This is a genomic window from Nonomuraea rhodomycinica (assembly GCF_013363995.1).
Lineage (GTDB): Bacteria > Actinomycetota > Actinomycetes > Streptosporangiales > Streptosporangiaceae > Nonomuraea > Nonomuraea rhodomycinica.
Genome location: NZ_JABWGO010000004.1, coordinates 407,912 through 428,367, shown reverse-complemented (window position 1 = coordinate 428,367; position 20,456 = coordinate 407,912). Strand labels below are relative to the sequence as shown.

The following is a 20,456-nucleotide window of genomic DNA, read 5'->3' as shown; positions in this document are numbered from 1 at the left end:
CGACCCAGCCGGTTCGTTCGAGCGGGTACGGTCAGCCCTTGGTCTGGACCGTGGCTGACAGTTCGATAGGGAGGGTCGTGCCGCCGGCGGCCAGCGGGCGGACGGTGAAGGTGTAGCTCGTACGGCCGCGGAGCCCGGTGACCCGGGCCGTCGTCCCCGTCACCCGCATGACCTCCGTGCCACCGTTGAAGACCGCGTAACCGGTGGCGGTCGGCACGGACGGCCAGGTCAGGGTCACCGACTTGGCGCTGACGTTGCCGACGCCGAGTTCGGCGCCGTTCCAGGTGTTGGGCGTCTCGACCACGAACGCGTCGATGATGAGGAACTTGTCCGCGCCGTTGACGACCTTGATGGTGTGATCGCCCATCGGCAGCCCGGTGAGCTGGAACACCCGCTGGGCGGTGAGCCGTACCGGGGAGTCGCAGTCGACCGTGGCCTTGAGCTCGCCGTCGACGTAGATGTCGATGGTGCTCATGTCGGAGTAGCGTTCGGACAGCAGGCTGATGCCGGTGCCGGTGAAGGTGAACTCGACGGCCTGCCCGGCGCGCCAGCCGGCGTGGACGTCGTCGCCGTAGTCGCCCATCCCCCGGTCGGGGCTGTAGATGAAGTCGTCGGCGGGGTAGACGATGCGCTGGTCGGTGTCGTTGACGTAGGTGAGCACCACTTTCGGGTCGGTGACGGTGAGCTTGTGCTCGCCGGAGAATCCGTCGTGGATCGCGGTGATCGTGGCGGTGCCCCAGGTGCGGGGGGTGACGAGACCGTCCGCGTCCACGGTGGCGATCGACGGGTCGGAGCTCTTGAACGTGACACCCTTGGTCACCGGGGTACGGGTGCCGTCGGCGGCGACCGTCGAGACGGACAACTGGCCGGGCTCGCCGACCTTGAGCGTGCTGGCGCCCGTGATGTCGAGCGCCTTGATCGCGGCGGTGGAGGCGGTGAGGGTGAACCTGTCGAGTTCCAGCCCGCTGCCCTCGCTCACGATCCGGAGGGTGTGCAGGCCGGCGGGGATCTTGACCCAGGTGGTCATGTTCGCGTTGTCGGACTTGGGGACGAAGACCGTGTTGCGGTCACCGTCCACCTCGAACCTGAACGTGGTGTCCTCGGCGGCCGAGCCCTTGAAGGTCACCTTGTACATGCCGGTGTACGGGACGAACACGTTCTCGTAGCGCAGGTAGTCGTGCGGGTCGATGCCGCCGACGATGCCGTCCTTGGTGACGACGCCGGTGTCGGCGCCCTTCCAGTTCCACTCCTGGTCGGTGTTCCACTGCATGGTCCAGTGCTCGGCCTCGACGGTCTGCTCGGACGTCCCCTGCAGGTCGAGCCGCATCCAGTTCCAGACGACGCTGGTGCTCGCCTCGATCCAGACGACCTTGACCGAGTGCTTGCCCGCGGTCAGCGGGAGGACGAAGTCCTCGGTGCGCGGGCTGAGCATGCCGCCGGTGGGGCCCAGGCTCAGCGGGCCGGTGGCGTCGGCCCCGTCGACCTCGACGCGGAACTTCAGCGGCTTGTCGTTGACGGTCGAGTAGCGGAGCTGCAGCAGGTACTTGCCGTCGGCGGGGACGCTGACGTCGTCGAAGCGCGACCAGTCGCCGGTGTCGATGTAGGCGACGCCGGGGGTGCCGTCGTCGCTGTCGGTGAGGTCGGTGTTCTGGGTGCCCTGCTGCTCGGTGGCCGACTCGGCCTGGAGGGTGACCGACTCGGGCCGTTCGAGGGTGAACCGCATCCAGTTGAGGAAGAACCAGCGCCCGTCGGGCCGGGTGAGCTTGATCGTGTGACGGCCCTCGGTGAGCGGGATCTGCCGTTCGAAGGTCCGGTAGGTGTTGTAGCCGCCGGAGTCCGGCACCTTGACGGTGGTGACTTCCTTGCCGTCGACCTCGAACTTCAGGTGGTTGGCCTCCTCGGAGGAGGCCCGGAACTCGACCCGGTAGGTGCCGGTGGCCGGCACGTCGACGTTGTCGTACTCGGCGGACTCGCCGGCCGCGTCCATGTAGAGCGCGCCGAGGCCGCCCTCGGGCGGGGCCTCGACGCCGTAGGCGCCGACGGCAGCGGTGTAGTCCTCGTTCTGGATGGTGAACTGGGTCAGCGGGGTCGTCGGCAGCCCCGCCTGTACGGCTCCCGCGACGACCTGGACGGCGCCGATCGGGTAGACCTTGCCCTTGCCGCCCGGCATCGCCAGCTCGATAGCCGGCTTGCCGTCCTCGCCGAGCATGGCGACGGCCACGTCGTAGGAGCCCGTGGGCAGGTCGGCCGGGAGCGTGAAGGCCGAGTTGATCTGGCGGACGTCGCCCTTGAAGAGCTTGGTCTGGTCGAGGGTGGCGTCGGTGCCGCGCCACACGACGTCGCCGGTGGACTTGTCGGTGAAGCGCACCTCGACCGGGTAGCGCCGGGGGCTGAAGCCGACCGCGTTGTTGGTCCAGGTGTGGGAGATGCGGAACTCGCCGCCGGGCTTGACCTCGGTGTCGTAGGTCGCGGTGGGCATGAGGAAGCGGTAGCCGGTGTAGCGCGCCAGCGTCTCGAACCACTCGCCGTAGGCGTCCTTCATCGGCTGCCAGTTCTCGAAGCCGGTGTTGTTGATGCCCTGGAGGTTGGAGTGGTATCCCTCCAGCGAGTTCTTCACGAACAGCCGGGGGTTGTTCAACATGATCGTGGGGTTGTCCCAGTTGGAGCCCTCGGACACCTGGATCATGTCGCGGCGGAGCCTGCGGTTGACGTACGGGGCCTGCGAGGTGTCGCCGTAGTTGTGCCAGACGAAGCCGGCGTTGACCGTGTCGGACCGCACGCCCCAGTTCTTGAACGTGGCCGCCTTGTCGTAGCCGAACACGCTGAACCGCTTGGCCTGGGTGTCCGCGTCGGGGTCGTTCTTGTTCACCTCCGCGCCGGCGTTCTGCATCATGACCATCGACTTGTCGAACGCGTCGTCGTAGATCTTGAGGATCGCCTGGAGCGTCGCGACGCGGGTGGCGTTGTCGGGCCACGGGAAGTTCATCGCGTCGTTCCAGCCCGACCACTCGCCGAACAGGGAGAAGGCGCGCAGGTCCACCCACGCCACACCCGGGTCGCCGTCGTAGCGGCCGGCGAAGGCGTCCACCGCGCGCTTGAGCCGGTCCAGGTAGATCGGGTTGTAGTAGATCGGCTGCTTGGAGAAGTAGTCGTTGTACGGCGCCATCCGGAAGGGCACCCCGGCCTTGTCGAACAGCCAGGCCGGCGGGTACTCGTACGGGAAGACGCCCGGGTCGTTCTTGTAGTCGGGCGCCTCCGACATGAGCAGCTGGAACTCGACCTTCTTGCCCTGCTCGTTGACGCGCTTCATGAACGCGTCGAGGCGGTCCCAGACGAAGACGCCGTCGTCGGGCTCGAAGTCGGCCCAGGCGATCTGGAGCCGCACCACGTCGGCGTCGGCGGGGATCTTCTTGGTGCCTTCGATGAAGTCGGTGATGCCCGGGTCGTTGGTGAAGGTGTAGCCGGGCGTGCCCGGCGTCCTGTGCGTGTTCACGTCGAACGCGGTGCCGGTGTACGGATTGCCGTGCAGGATCTCGTGGGTGTCGGAGAAGGTCACCGTCGTACGGGCGGCGGCCGGTTCAGCGGCGGAGGCGGCGTGCGCGGGCACCACCAGTAAGGCGGCGGTCGTCGCGGTGACGCCGAGGACATGGCGGATCATCAGATCTCCAGGGGGACGGGAGCGGCCGCGAGCAGGGAGCGGTAGGCCGCCTCGACGAGGGCGACGGTCCGGTGGCCCGCTCTGGCGTCGGGCTGGCGGGCCTCGCCGTCGCGAACGGCGTCGAGGAAGGCGCGGATGAGCAGGTCGTCGAGCGGCGCCCCGTACCCGTGCGCGAGCGGGCCGCCGTTCCAGCCGGTGAGGACCCCGGAGAAGGGCGCGATGTCGACCACGCCCTCGGTGCCGATCACGGTGAGGGTGACCAGGTCGCCGGTGTTGGGACGGCCGGGCGGGCGCGACCAGGAGCAGTCGATGGAGGCGATGACCCCGTCGCGGTAGCGCAGGGAGACCAGCCCGGCGGTCTCGACGGCCTTGCCCGGGTTGGGGATGGAGTTGGCGATCGCGTAGACCTCGATCGGGTCGTCGTCCAGCAGGTCGGCGAGCAGGTCGGCGACGTGCACGACGTGGTCGGTCAGCGCGCCGCCGCCGCTGCTCGCCGGGTCGGTGAACCAGTCCCGGGTGGTGGGGACGCCGCCACAGTTGGTGGCCGCGATCGACACGATCCGGCCGAGGTCGCCCCGCCGTACCGCGGCCCGGAGGTCGGCGTAGGCCGGCGCGAAGCGGACCGGGAAGGCGGTCATGAGGACGGTGCCCGCGGCGCGGGCGGCCTCCAGCATCGCGGTGGCGTCGGCGAGCGAGGTGGCGAGCGGCTTCTCGCAGAGCACGTGCACGCCCTCGGCGGCGGCGCGCAGCGCGAACTCCCGGTGACGCGTGTTCTCGGCGCAGATCACCACGCCGTCGGGCCGCCAGGCCCACAGGTCGTCCTCGGTCTCGAAGGCGGTGACGCCGTCCGGGACGCCGTCGTAGCCGTCGGCGTAGGCGCCGATCTCCACGTCGCCGCAGCGCAGGAGCGCGGCGGCGTACTCGGCGGCGTGCAGGTGGGCGAAGGAGAGCAGGGCGATCTTCATGCGGCTTCCAGGGGCTTGAGGTCGACCGGCCGGCCTTCGGCGGCCGAGCGGGCGACGGCGTCGGCGATGCGCATGGCGGCGAGGCCGTCCAGCGCGGTGACGCGCGGCGGGGCACCGGTGGCGACCGAGCGGACGAAGTCCTCGATCTCGGCCCGGTAGGGGCTGGTCAGCGGGGAGAAGTCGGGCAGGATGTCGGGCGCGGGCACGGCGTCGCCCTGGTAGCGGTAGGGGCGGCGCTCGTCGGAGTCGGCGTGCAGCAGGCCGCGCGAACCGGCCACCTCGAACAGCGTCCTGAACGCGATCGGCGCGGTGGTCCAGGTCGCCGTCAGCACGGAGATCGAGCCGTTCGCGTGCGTGAGGAACGCCTGGGTGCTCTGGCTGCCGCCGACCGCGTGCGTACGGGCGAAGACGCGCTCGACCTCTCCCCCGATCCAGCGGGCCATGTCGATGTCGTGGATCATGAGGTCGAGGAGCACGCCGCCGGAGAGGGCCTCGTCCAGGAACCAGCCGCCGGCCGGGCTGCGGCCCTGGCGGGTGTGCCGCTGTACGGCGACGCTTCCGATGTCGCCGCGGGTGACGGCCCGGTGCAGTTCGGCGTACTCGGCGAAGTAGCGTACGACGTGCGCGGGGAAGAGCGGGACCCGGGCGTCGGCGAAGCGGGCGACCAGGTCCTCCGCCTCGGCGAGCGTACGGGTCAGCGGCTTCTCGCAGATCGTCGGCAGGCCGTGACCGAGCGCGGCGAGCGCCAGTTCGTAGTGGGTGTGCGTCGGCGTGCAGATGTCGACGACGTCCGCCGCCTCGAACAGGGCGTCCAGGCTGGGGACGACCCGGCCGCCCCCGTGGCGGCGGGTCAGCGCCTCGGCGTCGTCGGCGATCGAGTGGACGACGACGTCGTGGCCGAGGTCGAGCCAGGCCGGGAGGTGCGCGTTGGCGATGCCACCGGCGCCGATGAGTCCGACCGTTGCGTGCATGGGAGATCCGTTTCTTGTCATTTGCCGATGCCCTGCGTCATGCCGTTGACGATGCGGCGGCCGAACCAGAGATAGGTCGCGATCATCGGGAGCACCACGATGACGACGCCGGCGAAGAGCCCACCCCAGTTCGAGGTGTATTGCATGTTGGAGTAGAAGTTGAGCAGGGCGACGTTGAGCGTCTGCGCGCTCTGGTCGGGGACGAGCATCAGCACGATCACGGTCTCGTTCCACAGGCTCAGCGCGTTCAGCACCGCCACGGTCGTGATGCCGGGCTTGGCCAGCGGCACCATGATCTGCCGGAAGGTGCGGAACGGCGACGCGCCGTCGAGGGCGGCCGCCTCCTCCACGTCGCCGGGGAGCGAGCGGAAGTAGCCGATGAGCACGAAGATGCTGAACGGCAGGCTGAGCACGACGTAGAAGAGCGTGACGGTGATCCGCGTGTCCCAGACGCCGGTGACCCAGTCGATCATGAACCGGGACAGCCCCGCCCCGATGAGGACCATGGGGACGGCGAACGCCTGGAACGGGATGCTCATGCCCACCGCGAAGAAGGTCGTGACAGGACCGCTGGAGCGCCCGCCCAGCCGGGCCACCGCGTAGGCGGCGGGGATGGACAGCGCCATGATGAGCGCGACGGACACGAGCGTGAGGACCACCGAGTTGATCGCGGCGGCCCCGAGCCCGGAGTCCGACCACGCGGTCGCGAAGTTCTCCCACATCCAGGTGGCGGGCAGGCCGGCCGGGTTGTCGAAGATCTCCCGCGAGCTCTTCACCGAGTTCAGCAGGACCCAGACCACCATGCCGACGTTGAACAGCACCCAGGCCCAGATCAGGGCCCTGATCAGGGCGAGCCCGGCGCGGATCATGCCAGCTCCAGTCGTTCGCGCCGCTGGATCCGGCGCGACAGGACGATCAGGACGGCGGTGATCACCGTCATCACGATCCCGATCGCCGCGGCCTCGCCGAGCTGGGCCAGGCCGCCCTCACGGCCGCCGGTGACCCGGAGGTACTGCTCGACGGCGAGGGTCCTGGCCTCCGGGGGCGGGGTGCCCGCCGTGCCGACGAAGGCGATGACGATCTCGAAGGTCTTGATGCCGGCGATCGCCCAGAGCGAGGCGGCGATGGCCAGCATGTCCCTGGTCAGCGGGAGCGTGACGTAGCGGAACTGCTGGAGCTCGCTCGCGCCCTCGATCCTGGCGACCTCGTAGTAGCTCGGCGGGATGCCGTCCACCGCGGACATGACCAGCACGACGTAGAAGCCGGCCGCGCTCCAGACCACTCCGGCCATGATCACGTTGAAGATCAGCTCGGGGGCCAGCCAGGGCTGGCGCAGCTCGGACAGGCCGAGGGCCCCCAGCACGGTGTTGATCAGTCCGTCCGGGTTGAAGAGGAAGGAGACGGCGAGGCCGACGGCGATGGGCGAGATCATGAACGGCAGGAAGACGGCCGCCCGGATGAACGCGCTGCCGCGCGCCGTACGCAATACGATCATGGAGGCGCCGGCGATGAGGAACAGTGCCAGGCCCACGACCAGCGTCAGGATCAGCGTCTGCACGAACGAGGCGCGGAACAGCTCGCTTCCGGCCATCGACACGTAGTTGGAGAAACCGACCCAGGAGAGCTCCGTCCCCAGCCCTGACCACTCGGCGAAGCTGAGCACGACGCCGAACAGCGACGGCAGTACGAAGAAGACCAGGTAGGCGATCAGTGCGGGAAGCAGCATCGGCAGGTACAGCCGGCGGCGCTCGCCCTGGAGCGCGCCGCGGGGCACCTTCGCCCGCCTGCCCGCGGACGGAGCCCGCAGGGCCGTGTCGGACGCGGTCACGGTCATCCGTTCATGGCGGCGGTCTTCGCCTTGCCCTCGGCCAGGAACTCCTCGGCGCTGAGCTTGCCGGCGACGAACTTGTCGTCGAGAGGGAGGAAGACGTCGGCCAGCCACTTGGGCTTCACCGTCGAGACGCCGTCGCCGTCGAGCGTGACCTGCTCCGCGTCGCGGATGGACGCCTGCAACTGCTGGAGCTCCACCGGGGCGGGCGAGTCGATGCGCGAGGGGATGTTGGCCGCGTCGGTGCCGATCCGGTCGATGTACTTCTTCTGCATGGCGAAGGCCAGGAAGTCGGCGACCGCCTTCTGGTTCTTCGACTTGGCGTTCACGCCCCAGCCGAGCGCTCCGACGGTGGCGACCGAGCCCTTGGCCGGATCGACCGGTGGGAAGGCGATGATGCGGGGCTTGACCGCGGCGGCGCGCAGCGAGGCGGTCTCGCTGCCGAGCCAGGAGCCGTTCAGGATGAAACTGTGCTTGCCGCCCGCCCAGGCGTTCTGCGCGGCCGGGAACTTGGTGGCCATGTAGTCGGGCTCGAAGAGCTCGGCCTTCACCAGCGACTCCAGCGCCTTGGCCGCCCGCTTCACCTCGGGGAGGTCCCAGGCGGCCGGGTCCTCGGCGAGCTTCAGCAGGATGCCGGGGCCGGCCGTGGACAGCAGCATCTGGTGGATCCAGAAGGAGTTGTAGGCGTTGACCGAGCCGTCGAGCGCGATCGGCGCGCGGCCGGACGCCTTCTCCTTCTTGGCGATCTCCAGCAACTCGTCGAACGACTGGGGGGCGAAGTCGGGATACTTGGCGGAGTCGTACCAGAGGCCGATGGAGAAGACGCTGTGCGGGACGAAGCCGTACCCCTTGTCGTCGCTGATGGCCTTGAGCACGCTCTTCGGCAGGACTTCCTCGATGGTTCCACTCTCGCCCGGGATCTTGGTTCTGAAGATCGGGCCCATGTCGCCGAGCACGCCGGCGGTGCGGAACTCGGCGGTGTGGTCGATGGCGGTGTCGAAGAAGTCAGGACCCGCGCCGGTTGCGACGGCGTTCTTGACCTGCTGCTCCTGGCCCTGCGCGAGCCACTGAACGTCGATCTTGACGCCCGTCTGCTTGGTGTAGTCGGCGATGACGCTCTCGAACAGGTTCGCCTGCGGGGTGCCCTTCGCCCACTTCCCCCAATAGAGGAGGTTCGCGGGCTCGGCGCCGGCCGTGGCCGACGGGCCGGCGTCCTGGAGCTTCTGGCCGCACGCGCCGAGAGCGAGCACGGCGGAGGCGCAGGTGGCGACGGCTATGGCGCGATTGCGCATGGATGGTCCCTTCTTGCTGGGGGGCACGGTTGGCAATAATAAATACACTTTGTGTTTTAATGGAAGACGTCCCAGGAAACGAAAGGGCCACGTGAGTGCTGATCGGACGTGAAGCGAGCCTCCTGCGCCAGCCAGTAGGCCAGTCGCGCCTGCGCCGGATCAATTCGCTGGCGGTGATCGAGGCGATCCGCACGGAGCCTCTCACCATCCCGGCGATCGCCCAGGTCGCGGGGCTGTCGAAGACCGCGGCCGACACGGTGGTGGGCGACCTCGTGGCCCTCGGCTGGGTGACCAGCGTCGAGCCCCTCTCCCCCACCGGAGCCGGGCGGCCGGCCAACCGCTACCGGTTCAACGCGGGCGCGGCCGTCGTCGCCGGCATCGACATCGGCCAGCACACCACCCGGGTCGAGCTCGCCGACCTGAACGGCGAGGTCCAGGCCGCCCGCTCGGTCACCGTCTCCGTCACGGACCCGCCCGCGGCCGTCCTGGCCGACGCCGTCAAGGCGGTCGACCAGCTCCTGGACGCGCAGGGGCGCGAGCGCGCCGACGTGTGGGCGATGGGGGTGTCCATCCCCGGCGTGGTCTACCAGGACGTCATCACGCGCGGCCTCGACGTCTGGGAGGGGCTCAACGTACGCGCCGCCTTCGCCTCCTCCTTCGAGTGCCCCGTCGCCGTCGAGAACGACTCGAACCTCGCCGCGTTCGCCGAGGCGTGGAAGGGCAGCGCCGCCGAGGCCGCTTCGATGGTCTACGTGCACTGCGGCAACCGCACCGGGGCGGGGGTCGTACTGAACAACGCCGTCGTACGCGGCGCGAACGGCGCCGCCGGCGAGATCGGCGCGCTGCCGCAGATGGGCTGGGAACATGCCCAGCAGTACCTGCACGACGTCGAGCTCACCGACGGCCGGAAGGTCAGCAGGGAGGGCGTGTTCGACGCCGCGACCGCGGGCGACCCGCTCGCCGTGGCCGCCGTCGACCGGTTCGCCGAGGTCATCGCGATCGGCATCGCCGCGCTGGTGCTCACCGTCGACCCCGAGATCGTCGTCGTCGGCGGCGGCAACGTCCAGGCGGGCGACACCTTCCTCGACCCGCTGCGCCGCCACGTCGAGAGGCTGTGCACCGTACGGCCCGCGCCACCGATCGTCCCCTCCGCGTTGAAGGACCGCGCGTCGATCACCGGCGCGGGCGGCCTGGCCGCCACCTCGGTCATGGAACAGCTCTACGCCTCGGCCCTGGGGGGCAAGACCCTCTCCAGCGCCTCGACGCCCCCCTGGACCTGGTAAGAACCGAAGAAGGATCCCCCCGTGCCCATGCAGCCCTGGTTTCCCGACGCCAAGCTCGGCATCTTCGTCCACTACGGCCTCTACGCCGTCGAGGGAGTGGCCGAGTCCTGGTCGTTCTACTACGGCGACATCTCCCGCGAGGACTACCTGGCCCAGCTCGACGGATTCACCGCGGAGGCTTACGACCCCGCGGCATGGGCGGAGCTGTTCGCGCAGGCCGGAGCCCGGTACGCCGTGCTCACCACCCGGCACCACGACGGCTTCGCCCTGTGGGACAGCGCGTACGGCGAGCTGAACGTCACAGCCTCCCCAGCGGGACGCGACCTGGTCGGCCCCTTCGCGGACGCGCTGCGCGAGCGCGGGCTGAAGGTCGGCCTGTACTACTCGCACTCGGACTGGAACCACCCCGACTACCCCACCGTCCGCGGCCCGCAGGCTCACCCGAGCCCCTACGTGACTCCCCCGGAGGGGCAGGAGGACCCGGTCGCGTGGGCCCGCTACCTGGCCTACCGCGACGGCCAGGTCGACGAGCTCGTCGAGCGGTACCGGCCCGACCTGCTGTGGTTCGACGGTGAGTGGGAACGCTCGGAGGAGCAGTGGGGCATCGACGCCCTCGCCGACCGCATCCTCGCCGTACGACCGCAGGCCGTGCTCAACGCGCGCATGCTCTCACGCGGCGACTACGCGACACCGGAACAGGGCGTCCCCATCACGCCACCCGACGGCCCGTGGGAGCTGTGCCTCACCATCAACGACAGCTGGGGTTACCGCCCCCACGACACCAACCACAAGCCGGTGGGCCACCTCGTCCGCTACTTCACCGAGACCATCGGCGCGGGCGGCAACCTCCTGCTCGACGTCGGTCCCACCGCCGACGGCCGCATCCTCCCCGAACAGGCCGACCGCCTGAAGGGCCTCGGCGCCTGGATCGAACGACACGCGGAGGCGGTGTACGGCACGACCGCCGGACTGCCGGCGGGCCACCACTACGGCCCGAGCACCCTGTCCGCCGACCGCAGAACCCTGTACCTGACCTGCTTCGACCCACCCCGCGACACGGTGGCGGTACGCGGGCTGCGCAACACCGTCCTGCGCGCCAGGGTCGTGGGCGCCGACGCCGAGCTCGGGCACACGATCACCGGAGAGCTCAACGGGGTGCCCGGCATCCTGTGGATCGACGCGCCACCCGCCCACGCGATCGACCCGCACGCCACGGTGATCGCACTGGAACTCGACGGCGAGCTCGACCTCTACCGCGGCAGCGGCCGCGACTAGGAGTACCGACCACAGAGGTCAGGTACACGCACGACACGCCGACCTGAAGACCTGCCACCACGGTGACGGTGAACGGAGGAGCAGGGACCTCGCTCCGGCTCAACGCGGGCGTGCCACAACGTGACCACACCTTCACGACAGGACCTCGGGACAGCTCGGGGTCCTGTCGCCGTTCCAGGGCTCGGAACCACCATGCTGACCTGGGAAAACTGGCCTGAGAGCATTCCGCGTACGTTCCGCGACCAGTGGCACATGGCTGCTTTCGGCCGCCTCACCCCGCCTACGAGCCAAGACCACCGATCACGCAGAAGACCAGGTCAACCCACAGATTGCCTGGTCTTGGTTGCGCGCCCTGCAGGATTCGAACCTGCGACCGTCGGATTAGAAGTCCGGTGCTCTATCCAGCTGAGCTAAGGGCGCTCCCGCCTTATTGTGCATGATCCGGGGACCTGTCATGCACACGTTTTCCCCGTGTTCGTCCGCCCAACCTGACGATCCCCGGAGATGTTGCCGTCCGAAATGGCGGGCGAGGGCCGTACATATGGGTCTAAGCTGTCGTGGCATGGTCGCGACGCTCCTGCACGAGATCCCCTTGCAGGGCGGGGACGTGACCGACGGGGTGGTGCGCGTCGGGGAGACCGTGCGCAGGCCCGCCGGATCGTTCACCCCCGCCGTCCACTCCCTGCTGCGCCATCTTGAGGTCGCCGGATTCGACGGGGCGCCGCGGGTGGTGGGCATGGACGAGCTGGGGCGGGAGATCCTCACCTACGTCCCGGGCACGACGGGGCTGAACGCCGTGACCGCCTCCGACGGGGCGCTCGTCGAGGTGGCCGGGTTGTTGCGGGAGCTGCACGACGCCACCGCCGGGTTCCCGCTGGGCACGCGGGGCTGGCAGGCGGGGTCGAACGACGACTTGGAGCCGGAGATCGTCGGGCACTGCGACGCGACCCCGGACAACGTGGTCTTCCGCGACGGGTCCCCGCGGGCCTTCATCGACTTCGACCTGGCGCGGCCGACGACACGGCTGTTCGACGTGGTCACCACGCTCCGCCACTGGGCGCCCATCGCCGATCCGGTGGACTGTCCCGTGCTCCTGCGCGGGCTCGACGTGGGCGCGCGGCTGCGGCTGTTCTGCGACGCGTACGGCCTGGCCTCCCGCGACCGGCGCCGGCTGCTGGACCTCGCCCGGCTGCGTTTCCACCGTTCGTACGAGGTGATGCGGGCGCGCGCGGCCACCGGCGGCGGCTGGGCGCGCATGTGGGCCGGCGGGGCCGGGCAGCGCATCCGCCGGGCGGCGGCCTGGCTCGACTCTCATGAGGACTCCCTCCGTGCCCATCTGGTGTGACGACGGGCCGCTCCGGTGCGGCGACGGGCCGCTCCGGTACAGCGACGGGCCGCTCTGGTGCGGCGACGGGCCGAGGGTCGCCGGGGTCGTGGCCGGGCTGCTGCTCGACGCCGCGGTCGGCGACCCGCGGGCCGGGCATCCCGTCGCGCTGTTCGGGCGGGCCGCCGCCGCGCTGGAGCGGCGCCTGTACCGTGACGCGCGCGTGAACGGCGTCGTCCACGTCGCCGTGTGCGTCAGCGGCGCCGTCGCGCTCGGCGTGGCGGCCGAGCGGGTGTCTCATCCGGCGGCCCGCGCCGCCCTGACGGCCGTGGCCACCTGGGCCGTGCTCGGCGGGACGACGCTGGCCCGCGAGGGCGAGCTCATGGCCGAGGCGCTGGAGGACGGCGACCTGGAACGTGCCCGCGAGCGCCTGCCGCACCTGTGCGGGCGCGACCCGTCGAGCCTGGAGGCCCCCGAGCTGGCCCGCGCCACGGTGGAGTCGCTGGCCGAGAACACCTCCGACGCCGTCGTCGCCCCGCTCTTCTGGGGCGCGGTGGCCGGCGTGCCGGGGCTGCTGGCCTACCGGGTGGTCAACACGCTGGACGCGATGGTGGGGCACCGGTCGCCGCGCTACGAGCGGTTCGGGTGGGCGGCGGCGCGGCTCGACGACGTGGCCAACTACGTCCCGGCGCGGATCACGGGGCTGCTGACCGTGCTCGCCGCCCCCGCCCCGCGGCGGGCGCTGGCCGTCCTGGTACGTGACGGGCATCGGCATCCGAGCCCGAACGCGGGACGGTGCGAGGCGGCGTTCGCCGGGGCGCTCGGCGTCACGCTGGGCGGCGCCAACGTCTACGGCGGCCGGACCGAGCACCGCCCGACCATGGGCGACGGCCGCAAGCCGGGGGTGGGTGACGTGCGACCCGCCGTCCGGCTCGCGCGCATCGTCGGTCTCGCCGCGTCCGCCCTCTGCGTCGCGGCCGTCGCGGTCAGGGCGTCACGAAGACGGTGAGACCGCCGTCCCGGTCAGGGCGTCACGAAGACGGTGAGACCGCCACCGGTCAGGTCGCGCGTGAGCGCTCGACGCCGATCGTGATCTCCTTGCCGAGCCGGTGCCCGCCGAGCAGGCCGAGGTCGTCGCCGCTCCAGAACCTGCCCGGGTCGTACCAGTTCGGCCGCCTGCCGCCCGGCAGCAGCCCCATCTCCTCGTACGTCACCGCCACCACCTCGGCGCAGTACGCGCTCTCCAGCCCCCGCTCCCCGCCGGCCCGCTCCCGGAACAAGCGGGGCAGGGCCCGCAGAGCGGGCAGGCCGTGGACGCGGCCGCGGGCCCAGCGGGCGGCGAGCCGGGCGGTGCTGGGGAACGGCGTGCCGTCCAGCCGGGCGACCACGCGCAGCGCCGCGTCCTCCATCTCGGGGGTCGCCTCCGGTTCGAGCTGGCGCAGCCAGGCCCGCTGACCGTACTTGTCCGCCCAGACCGTGACGGCGTCGCGCAGGTCGTGGAGCTGCACCCCGCGCTGGTGGACGCCCGACCACAGGTCGGGCAGCGACCGGCCGAGCTCGGCGTGCCACATCATCGGCGGCATGTCCTCCACGACGATCGCCATGCCGACGTGGTTGACGGGGCTGTTGGTCATGGTCTGGATGGCCCGGTCGGGCACCGACCGGCCGCGGAAGACCCACAGATCGCCGGTCCGGGTGAGGTCGACGGCCTCGTCGAGAGTCAGCACATCGCTAGCCTAGGCACATGCGCTGGTGGAAGATACTCGGGCTGGCCGGGGTCGCGGGCGTCGCGGCCACGGGCGTGGCGATCGCGCGGGCGGAGCGGCGCCGCCGCGCCTACACCCCGGAGGAGATCAGGCAGCGACTGCGCGAGCGCGTCGAGACGGCCAGGACGTAGGCGGTCAGCTCGCGGGCCGCAGGTCGTGGACGAAGGCCACGTCCGGGTAGGCGGGGTTGTCGTCGTAGCCCTGGATGCCGCCGAGGTAGGCGCGCTGGTAGGTGACCACCCAGGGCAGCGCGGCGGCGGCGTGCCGGTCGAGGACGCGCGCGGTCGCCTGCCGGAAGGCGCGCCCGGCGCCCGCCTTGTCGGTGACGGTCAGCCGCGGCAGCGTGTCGAGCAGCTCGTCGGTCTCCTTGTCGTGCAGGTAGGTGAGGTTGAAGACGGTGGGGTTCTGGCTGTGGAAGACGTTGCCGAACCACGAGTAGCCGTCGGCGTAGTCGGGCCACCAGTACATGACGAAGATGTCCTGGCCGCGCCGCTTGCCGAGGTCCCACTGGGCGTTCCACTGCATGGCCCTGGCGTCGAGGGTCACGTTGAGCGGCTTGAGCGTGGCGGCGAGCCGGGTGGCGAGGAGCTTCTCGTCGGCGTCGCCCTCGGCGTAGGTCAGCGTGAGCCGCAGCGGCCGGCCGCCGGGGCCGTACCCGGCCTGGCGCAGCAGCTCGGTCGCGCCGGGCAGGTCCTGGCGGGGCTCGCGGCCGGGGACGTGACCGGGCAGCCCCTCGGGGACGATGCCGCTGGCGGGTGAGCCGGCGCCCCTGAGCGCCTTGATGATGCCCTGGTAGTCGACGGCCTTCTGCAGGGCGCGCCGCACGCGCACGTCGGCGGTCGGGCCGCCGGCGGTGTTGAAGAGCATCATCATCGTCTGGAACGACGGGCTGCGCGAGGTGCGCACGCCGGGCGTCGTCCTGGCGCGGGCGTACAGGCGGGGGTCGAGCCGCTCGACGAAGCTGGCCTCGCCGCGCAGCAGCATCCGCCAGGCCCGGTCGAGGTCGGGCACGACGCGGTACTTGACCGTGCGGTAGTGCGGGCCCGTCCAGCCGCCCCAGTAGCCGTCGTACGCGGTGAGCGTGAGCTCGTCCTCCTTGCCCTTCTGCCACGACTTGATCATGTACGGGCCGGACCCGGCGTCCTTGCCCGTGCGCAGCCAGGCGCGCAGGTCGGGCGCGGCCTTGGTGTCGTAGACGTAGGCGGCGTAGCCGGAGGAGGCGACGAGGTCGAGCGGCGCGGGGTACTTGAGGGTGAAGGTGACGGTCAGCGCGTCGTCGGCCTTGATGCTCTGGACGGCGTCCCAGATGTAGGAGGCGCCCTCGCCGACCTTCATGGTCCGCTCGACGGACGCCTTGACGGCCGCCGCGTCGAGGGGCCGGCCGGTGTGGAAGGTCACGCCGGGCCGCAGCTTGAACGTCCACGTCCGGCCGTCCACGGAGGAGACCCAGGAGGTGGCCAGGCGGGGGGCGGCCTTGGCGGTCACCGGGTTCCACATCGTGAGCGTCTCGTAGACGTTCTGGAAGGCGATGATCTCGTTGGAGTAGGAGCTCGCGGGGTCCCACTCGGTGATCACGTCCAGGTTCTGCACGTGGACGAACGCCGACTCGCCGCGCGGCGTCTGCCGGACCTCCACCGCGCCCGGATCGGGGGCCGGGGCCGAGCACGCGGCGACGGACAGCAGCAGGGCGGCGGCCGCTGCGAGACGACGGCGCAACGCATCTCCCTCTGTGTCCCGGTCTACCGCGAAAACCTACTGGAAGATCATCATAGAGTGCCCAAAAGTCCCGAAAAATTAGGACTTCTAGAGATCGAATTGCTATTCTCGTGCGTTGTCCCGTCCGGGGTTCACCAGCAGGGGACCGACCGGAAGAGGTGCCATGGGCCGCAGTCGCACGATCCGCGTGAAGATCATCGGCCTGCTGCTGATCCCGCTCGTCTCGATGGTGGTCCTGTGGGGGGTCATCACCGCCGTGACCGCCACCGAGAGCCTGGAGCTCCGGCAGTACAAGACGCTCTGGACCAACCTGCGTCTGCCGGCCTACCAGCTCACCACCGAGCTCCAGCGCGAGCGCCTGGCCTCGGCCCGGCTGCTGCGCGTCAAGAGCGACACCAACGAGTCCGAGCTGGTCGCGCAGCGCTCGCGCACCGACGCGGCCAGGGAGCGGTTCAAGCAGCTCTCGGCCGCCTCGATGCACACCTCCGAGCGCATCCACGCGCAGGTGGACGCGGTCCTCGCCCAGCTCGGGCGGCTGGAGCCGATCCGGGGCGAGATCGACGCGGGCCTGGCGGCGCGGCTGCACGTGATCGAGACCTACAACGGGGTCACGGACTCGCTGTTCGGCCTGCACCGCAACGTCGCCTTCATCGACGACATCCCGATCTACGAGCAGTCGCGCGTCGTCGTGGACGTCTCCTACGCCCGGGAGCTGCTGACCCGGGAGCAGGCCCTGGCCGCCGGTCCGACGACGGCCGCCGAGCGGCGGCTGTTCACCCAGATCGTCGGCAACCGCCGCTTCCTGCTCGACCAGGCCCTCGGCGAGCTGGACCCGGGCCTGCGCGACACCCAGGTCTCCCTGATCACCTCACCCGCGTACCAGCGGATGCGCATCATGGAGGACCAGATCATCGCGGGCGGCACCCCCGCCGGCTGGCTGAGCACCACCGAGGCGCTCAACAAGTCGTTCTCGGAAGCCCAGCTCCAGGCCAGCTCCCTGCTGTCCGGGCGGGCCGAGCCGGTCGCCGACGCGGTCCTGCGGCGGGCGTTCCTGCTGGCCGGCACCTGTTTCGTGCTGGTGATCGTGTCGATCGGGTTCTCGCTGCGGATGGGCAACCGCCTCTCGCGCGAGCTGACCGCGCTGCGCCTGGCGGCCCTGGAGGTCTCCCGGGAACGGCTGCCGCAGGTCGTCGAGAAGCTGCGCCGCGGCGAGAAGGTCGAGGTGCCCGAGCTGTCGGTCGCCAGCACGACGACCGAGATCGGCGACGTGGGCCAGGCGTTCTCCACGGTGCAGCAGACGGCCGTGGAGGCCGCGGTGGGCCAGGCGCAGCTGCGCGACGGCGTCGGCCACGTCTTCCGCAACCTGGCCCGGCGCAGCCAGATCCTGCTCCACCGCCAGCGCATCCAGCTGGAGGACATGCAGCACCGGGCCACCGAGCCGGAGGCCCTGGACGACCTGTTCCGCCTCGACCACCTGACCACCCGCATGCGCCGTCACGCGGAGGGCCTGATCATCCTGTCCGGCGCCACGCCGGGCCGCGGCTGGAGCAAGCCCGTGCCGCTGCTCGACGTCGTGCGCGGCGCCGCGGCGGAGGTCGAGGACTACCCCCGGGTCATCGTCGAGCCGATGCCGGGCCAGCGTCTGGCGGGCCCGGTCGTCGGCGACGTGATCCACCTGATCGCCGAGCTCATCGAGAACGCCACCGTCTACTCTCCGCCGCACACGCCGGTCCAGGTGCGCGGCGAGGTCGCGGCCCGCGGCTTCGCCCTGGAGGTGGAGGACCGCGGTCTCGGCATCAGCCCGGAGGTCATGGCCGAGCTCAACGCGCGGCTCGCCAGCCCTCCCGAGTTCGACCTGGCCGACAGCGACCAGCTCGGCCTCTTCGTCGTTTCCCGCCTGGCCGCCAGGCATGACATCCGCGTGACGTTGCGCGGTTCACCATATGGAGGGACCACCGCCATCGTGCTGATCCCGGCAGAACACGTGAGCGACCCGCCGGCCGAGCCGGAGGAGCGCGCCACGGACAAGGAACCCGCCAAGGAAGGCGCTCGTACCATCCGGGTGGTGCAGGGTGAGTGACGAGCGCTGGCTGGACGAGGACGCCGGTCCGATCGTCCCGGCCTACCTGCTGACCAAGGGCCGCACGGTGCCCGCGAGCGAGGCCATCGACCTCATCGCGGTCATCATCACGGCCGGCGGCCTGACCCCGCCCGCCGGGCTCGGGCCCGAGCATCTGATCATCATGCAGAAGTGCACGACGCCGACCCGCCTCGTGGACGTGGCGGCCGAGCTGGGCCTGCCCATCGGCGTGGTACGCGTCCTGGTGGGCGACCTGCACGCGCAGCAGCTCGTGCAGGTCGAGCACCCGCCTCCCGCACCCGACGCCAGCGTGCTGCTGGAGGTCATCAACGGCCTGCGGGCGCTGTGATCCCGGTGGCCCGGCGGTTGAGCCGGCCGAACACGGCCGCGAAGACCGCCGCCACCAGGCTCCCCGCGGCGGCGGTGGCGAACACCCACTGGTAGCCGTGCTCGCCGGGCAGCGCGCCCAGGATCGCGGCGATGACCGCGCCGGCCGTGCTGCCGCCCACGATGCGCACCAGCGCGTTCACCCCGGCCGCGGCGGCAGTCTTCGCCGGGTCCACGTGCTCCACGGCCATCGTCCCCAGAGCGGCGTAGCCGACGCCGAGCCCCACGCCGAGCAGCGAGGTGGCCACGTAGACGTCCGCGGGGGCGCCGTGCCGGACGGCCATCCACAGCCCGGCCAGGGCCACGGCCGCCGAGCCCGCGGCGACCATCGAGGAGGCCGCGAAGCGGCGCATGAACCGGCCGGCGAACAGCGAGATCACCAGCATGAACAGCGTGCTGGGCAGCAGGTAGAGGCCGACCTGCAGGGTGGAGGCGCCGAAGCCGAAGCCGGGGGCCTGGGTGAAGCCGGAGATGCCGGTCATGCAGGTGAAGAACGCGAAGCCGAGCAGGGTGGAGGCGACCGTCGCGCCGACCGTGCCGCGCTGGGTCAGCATCGCCATGTCGACCAGCGGCTGGCGGACGCGCCGCTCGACGACCACCCAGGTGAGGGCGGTCACCAGCGCGACGGCGAACAGCCCGAGCACGCGCGGCGAGGTCCAGCCCCACGTGCCGCCCTGGCTGATGCCGAGCAGCAGCGCGACGAGCCAGACGGCCAGCAGCGTGGCGCCGAGCAGGTCGGGGCGTCCCCCGCCGGACGGGGCGCGGTCGCGCACCAGGAGCGCCACCAGCGCCCCGGCGAGCACGGCGATCGCACCGGTCACCCAGAAGAGCATGTGGTAGTCGCCGGCCACCAGCCCGGCCAGGATCATGCCGCCTCCGCTGCCGAAGCCCATGGTGGCGCTCAGCACGCCGATGCCGGTGGCCAGCTGCCGCGGCGGCAGCGACTCGCGCACCACCCCGATCGACAGCGGCACCAGCGCGGCCACGGAGCCCTGGAGGATCCTGGCCACGATCAGCCACGTCAGCGAGGTGGCCAGCGCTCCCAGCACCGAGCCGGCCACCAGCAGGCCGATCGCGCCGAGGATCATCGGCCGCCTGCCGTACATGTCGCCGAACCTGGACAACAGCGGAGTGGCCACCGCGCTCACCAGCAGGCTGATCGTCAAGGTCCAGCTCACGGCCGCCAGGGAGGCGTGCAGCTCGCGCTGGAGCACGGGAAGCAACGGGACGACGGCGGTGTTCTGCAGCGCGGCGATGGACGCCGCGAAGGCCAGCGAGACCACGGCGGGCCACGGGTTGCGCGCGGTGGTCTCCCCCGGGGACGGGGGTGCGGCGAGTGTCGCCATGACGGCTCCTTTGGATAACTTAGGTAAGTAACCGAGGAGCGATCATACATACGTAAGTTAGGTAAGTAAAATGTCGAAGGACGCAGACCTGCAGACGACCGTGGCGTCGTTCCGGCGGCTGGTGACCTCGCTCAACCGCGCCAAGACGCACGAGCGGCTGACCTCGGCCGCCGGCGTCCGGCTGGACCGGCCGGACGTGCAGGTCCTCGCCTACCTGCTGGACGCGGGCGAGCCGCGCCGCATCGGCGCGATCGCCGAGGGGCTCCAGGTGGAGAGCCCGCACGTGACGCGGCACGTGTCCGCGCTGGAGAAGCGCGGGTTGCTGGAGCGCGTGCGCGACCCCGACGACGGCCGGGCCTGGCGGATCACGCTCACGCCCGCCGGGGTCAAGGCCGCGGAGAGCTGCCGCCAGGTCACCCTGGACTGGTTCACCGGCGCGCTCGCCGACTGGCCGGAGGCCGACCGCGCCGAGCTGGCGCGGCTGCTCTCCCGGCTCTCGGAGGACATGTACGTGCGGCTGCGCGACGAGGAGCCCGCCGCGCCCACGGCCCGGCGCTAGCAGGCG

At 71.0% G+C, this 20,456-nt stretch carries 17 protein-coding genes and 1 tRNA gene; 8 read left to right on the top strand and 10 right to left on the bottom strand.

Annotated features, from left to right (window positions below; translation table 11 throughout):
- Positions 1–31: 31 nt before the first annotated feature.
- The 6 genes from HT134_RS20645 to HT134_RS20620 are packed head-to-tail and all read right to left on the bottom strand — an operon-like array spanning position 32 to position 8,714.
- Entirely contained in the window at positions 32–3,658 is a 3,627-nt protein-coding gene (locus HT134_RS20645) for a carbohydrate-binding protein (RefSeq protein WP_175602043.1), read from the bottom strand.
- Entirely contained in the window at positions 3,658–4,623 is a 966-nt protein-coding gene (locus tag HT134_RS20640; protein ID WP_175602042.1) for a Gfo/Idh/MocA family protein, read from the bottom strand. The genes HT134_RS20645 and HT134_RS20640 overlap by 1 nt, the downstream gene beginning before the upstream one ends.
- Positions 4,620–5,594: a Gfo/Idh/MocA family protein gene (locus HT134_RS20635; protein WP_175602041.1), complete on the bottom strand. Its 975-nt coding sequence runs from the start codon at positions 5,592–5,594 to the stop codon at positions 4,620–4,622. Before HT134_RS20635 ends, HT134_RS20640 begins: the two co-directional genes overlap by 4 nt.
- A 17-nt stretch (positions 5,595–5,611) precedes the next feature.
- Complete coding sequence (locus HT134_RS20630; protein ID WP_175602040.1) at positions 5,612–6,463, bottom strand: carbohydrate ABC transporter permease; 852 nt, start codon at positions 6,461–6,463, stop codon at positions 5,612–5,614.
- The gene (locus HT134_RS20625; protein ID WP_175602039.1) at positions 6,460–7,428 is read right to left on the bottom strand and encodes a carbohydrate ABC transporter permease; all 969 of its coding nucleotides are present in this window, start codon (positions 7,426–7,428) and stop codon (positions 6,460–6,462) included. The genes HT134_RS20630 and HT134_RS20625 overlap by 4 nt, the downstream gene beginning before the upstream one ends.
- Positions 7,425–8,714: a sugar ABC transporter substrate-binding protein gene (locus tag HT134_RS20620; protein WP_175602038.1), complete on the bottom strand. Its 1,290-nt coding sequence runs from the start codon at positions 8,712–8,714 to the stop codon at positions 7,425–7,427. The genes HT134_RS20625 and HT134_RS20620 overlap by 4 nt, the downstream gene beginning before the upstream one ends.
- A 95-nt stretch (positions 8,715–8,809) precedes the next feature.
- On the opposite strand from HT134_RS20620, the gene HT134_RS20615 reads away from it, so the two are divergent.
- Entirely contained in the window at positions 8,810–9,997 is a 1,188-nt protein-coding gene (locus HT134_RS20615) for an ROK family transcriptional regulator (protein ID WP_175602037.1), read from the top strand.
- Positions 9,998–10,024: 27 nt separating this feature from the next.
- Positions 10,025–11,272, top strand: a complete 1,248-nt coding sequence (locus tag HT134_RS20610) for an alpha-L-fucosidase (RefSeq protein ID WP_246364860.1) — start codon at positions 10,025–10,027, stop codon at positions 11,270–11,272.
- 346 nt (positions 11,273–11,618) lie between these two features.
- Here HT134_RS20610 and HT134_RS20605 read toward each other — a convergent pair.
- Positions 11,619–11,692, bottom strand: a tRNA-Arg gene (locus HT134_RS20605).
- A gap of 142 nt (positions 11,693–11,834) precedes the next feature.
- On the opposite strand from HT134_RS20605, the gene HT134_RS20600 reads away from it, so the two are divergent.
- Together HT134_RS20600 and HT134_RS20595 are read left to right on the top strand one after the other, a co-directional pair.
- Positions 11,835–12,617 (top strand): phosphotransferase, encoded by a 783-nt coding sequence (locus HT134_RS20600; protein WP_175602035.1) that lies wholly within the window; start codon positions 11,835–11,837, stop codon positions 12,615–12,617.
- 88 nt (positions 12,618–12,705) lie between these two features.
- Positions 12,706–13,605, top strand: coding sequence for a cobalamin biosynthesis protein (locus tag HT134_RS20595; protein WP_312888300.1), 900 nt, complete (start codon positions 12,706–12,708; stop codon positions 13,603–13,605).
- A gap of 49 nt (positions 13,606–13,654) precedes the next feature.
- On the opposite strand, the gene HT134_RS20590 is transcribed toward HT134_RS20595, so the two are convergent.
- A complete protein-coding gene (locus HT134_RS20590) occupies positions 13,655–14,320 on the bottom strand; it encodes a hypothetical protein (RefSeq protein WP_217708175.1) in 666 nt (221 codons plus the stop codon).
- 20 nt (positions 14,321–14,340) lie between these two features.
- Between HT134_RS20590 and HT134_RS20585 the strand changes: the two genes are divergently transcribed.
- The gene (locus tag HT134_RS20585; protein ID WP_175602032.1) at positions 14,341–14,493 is read left to right on the top strand and encodes a hypothetical protein; all 153 of its coding nucleotides are present in this window, start codon (positions 14,341–14,343) and stop codon (positions 14,491–14,493) included.
- A 4-nt stretch (positions 14,494–14,497) separates the two neighbouring features.
- On the opposite strand, the gene HT134_RS20580 is transcribed toward HT134_RS20585, so the two are convergent.
- Entirely contained in the window at positions 14,498–16,078 is a 1,581-nt protein-coding gene (locus tag HT134_RS20580) for an ABC transporter substrate-binding protein (RefSeq protein WP_175602031.1), read from the bottom strand.
- Positions 16,079–16,241: 163 nt separating this feature from the next.
- Here HT134_RS20580 and HT134_RS20575 point away from each other — a divergent pair, with 163 nt between their 5' ends.
- Both HT134_RS20575 and HT134_RS20570 read left to right on the top strand, forming a co-directional pair.
- Positions 16,242–18,158, top strand: coding sequence for a sensor histidine kinase (locus tag HT134_RS20575; RefSeq protein WP_217708113.1), 1,917 nt, complete (start codon positions 16,242–16,244; stop codon positions 18,156–18,158).
- Positions 18,151–18,507, top strand: a complete 357-nt coding sequence (locus tag HT134_RS20570) for a DUF742 domain-containing protein (RefSeq protein WP_175593501.1) — start codon at positions 18,151–18,153, stop codon at positions 18,505–18,507. Before HT134_RS20575 ends, HT134_RS20570 begins: the two co-directional genes overlap by 8 nt.
- Here the strand turns inward: HT134_RS20570 and HT134_RS20565 are convergent.
- A complete protein-coding gene (locus HT134_RS20565; RefSeq protein WP_175602030.1) occupies positions 18,485–19,891 on the bottom strand; it encodes an MFS transporter in 1,407 nt (468 codons plus the stop codon). The two genes, HT134_RS20570 and HT134_RS20565, sit on opposite strands and share 23 nt — an antisense overlap.
- A gap of 70 nt (positions 19,892–19,961) precedes the next feature.
- Here HT134_RS20565 and HT134_RS20560 point away from each other — a divergent pair, with 70 nt between their 5' ends.
- A complete protein-coding gene (locus tag HT134_RS20560; RefSeq protein ID WP_175602029.1) occupies positions 19,962–20,450 on the top strand; it encodes a MarR family winged helix-turn-helix transcriptional regulator in 489 nt (162 codons plus the stop codon).
- The last annotated feature ends 6 nt before the right edge of the window (positions 20,451–20,456 follow it).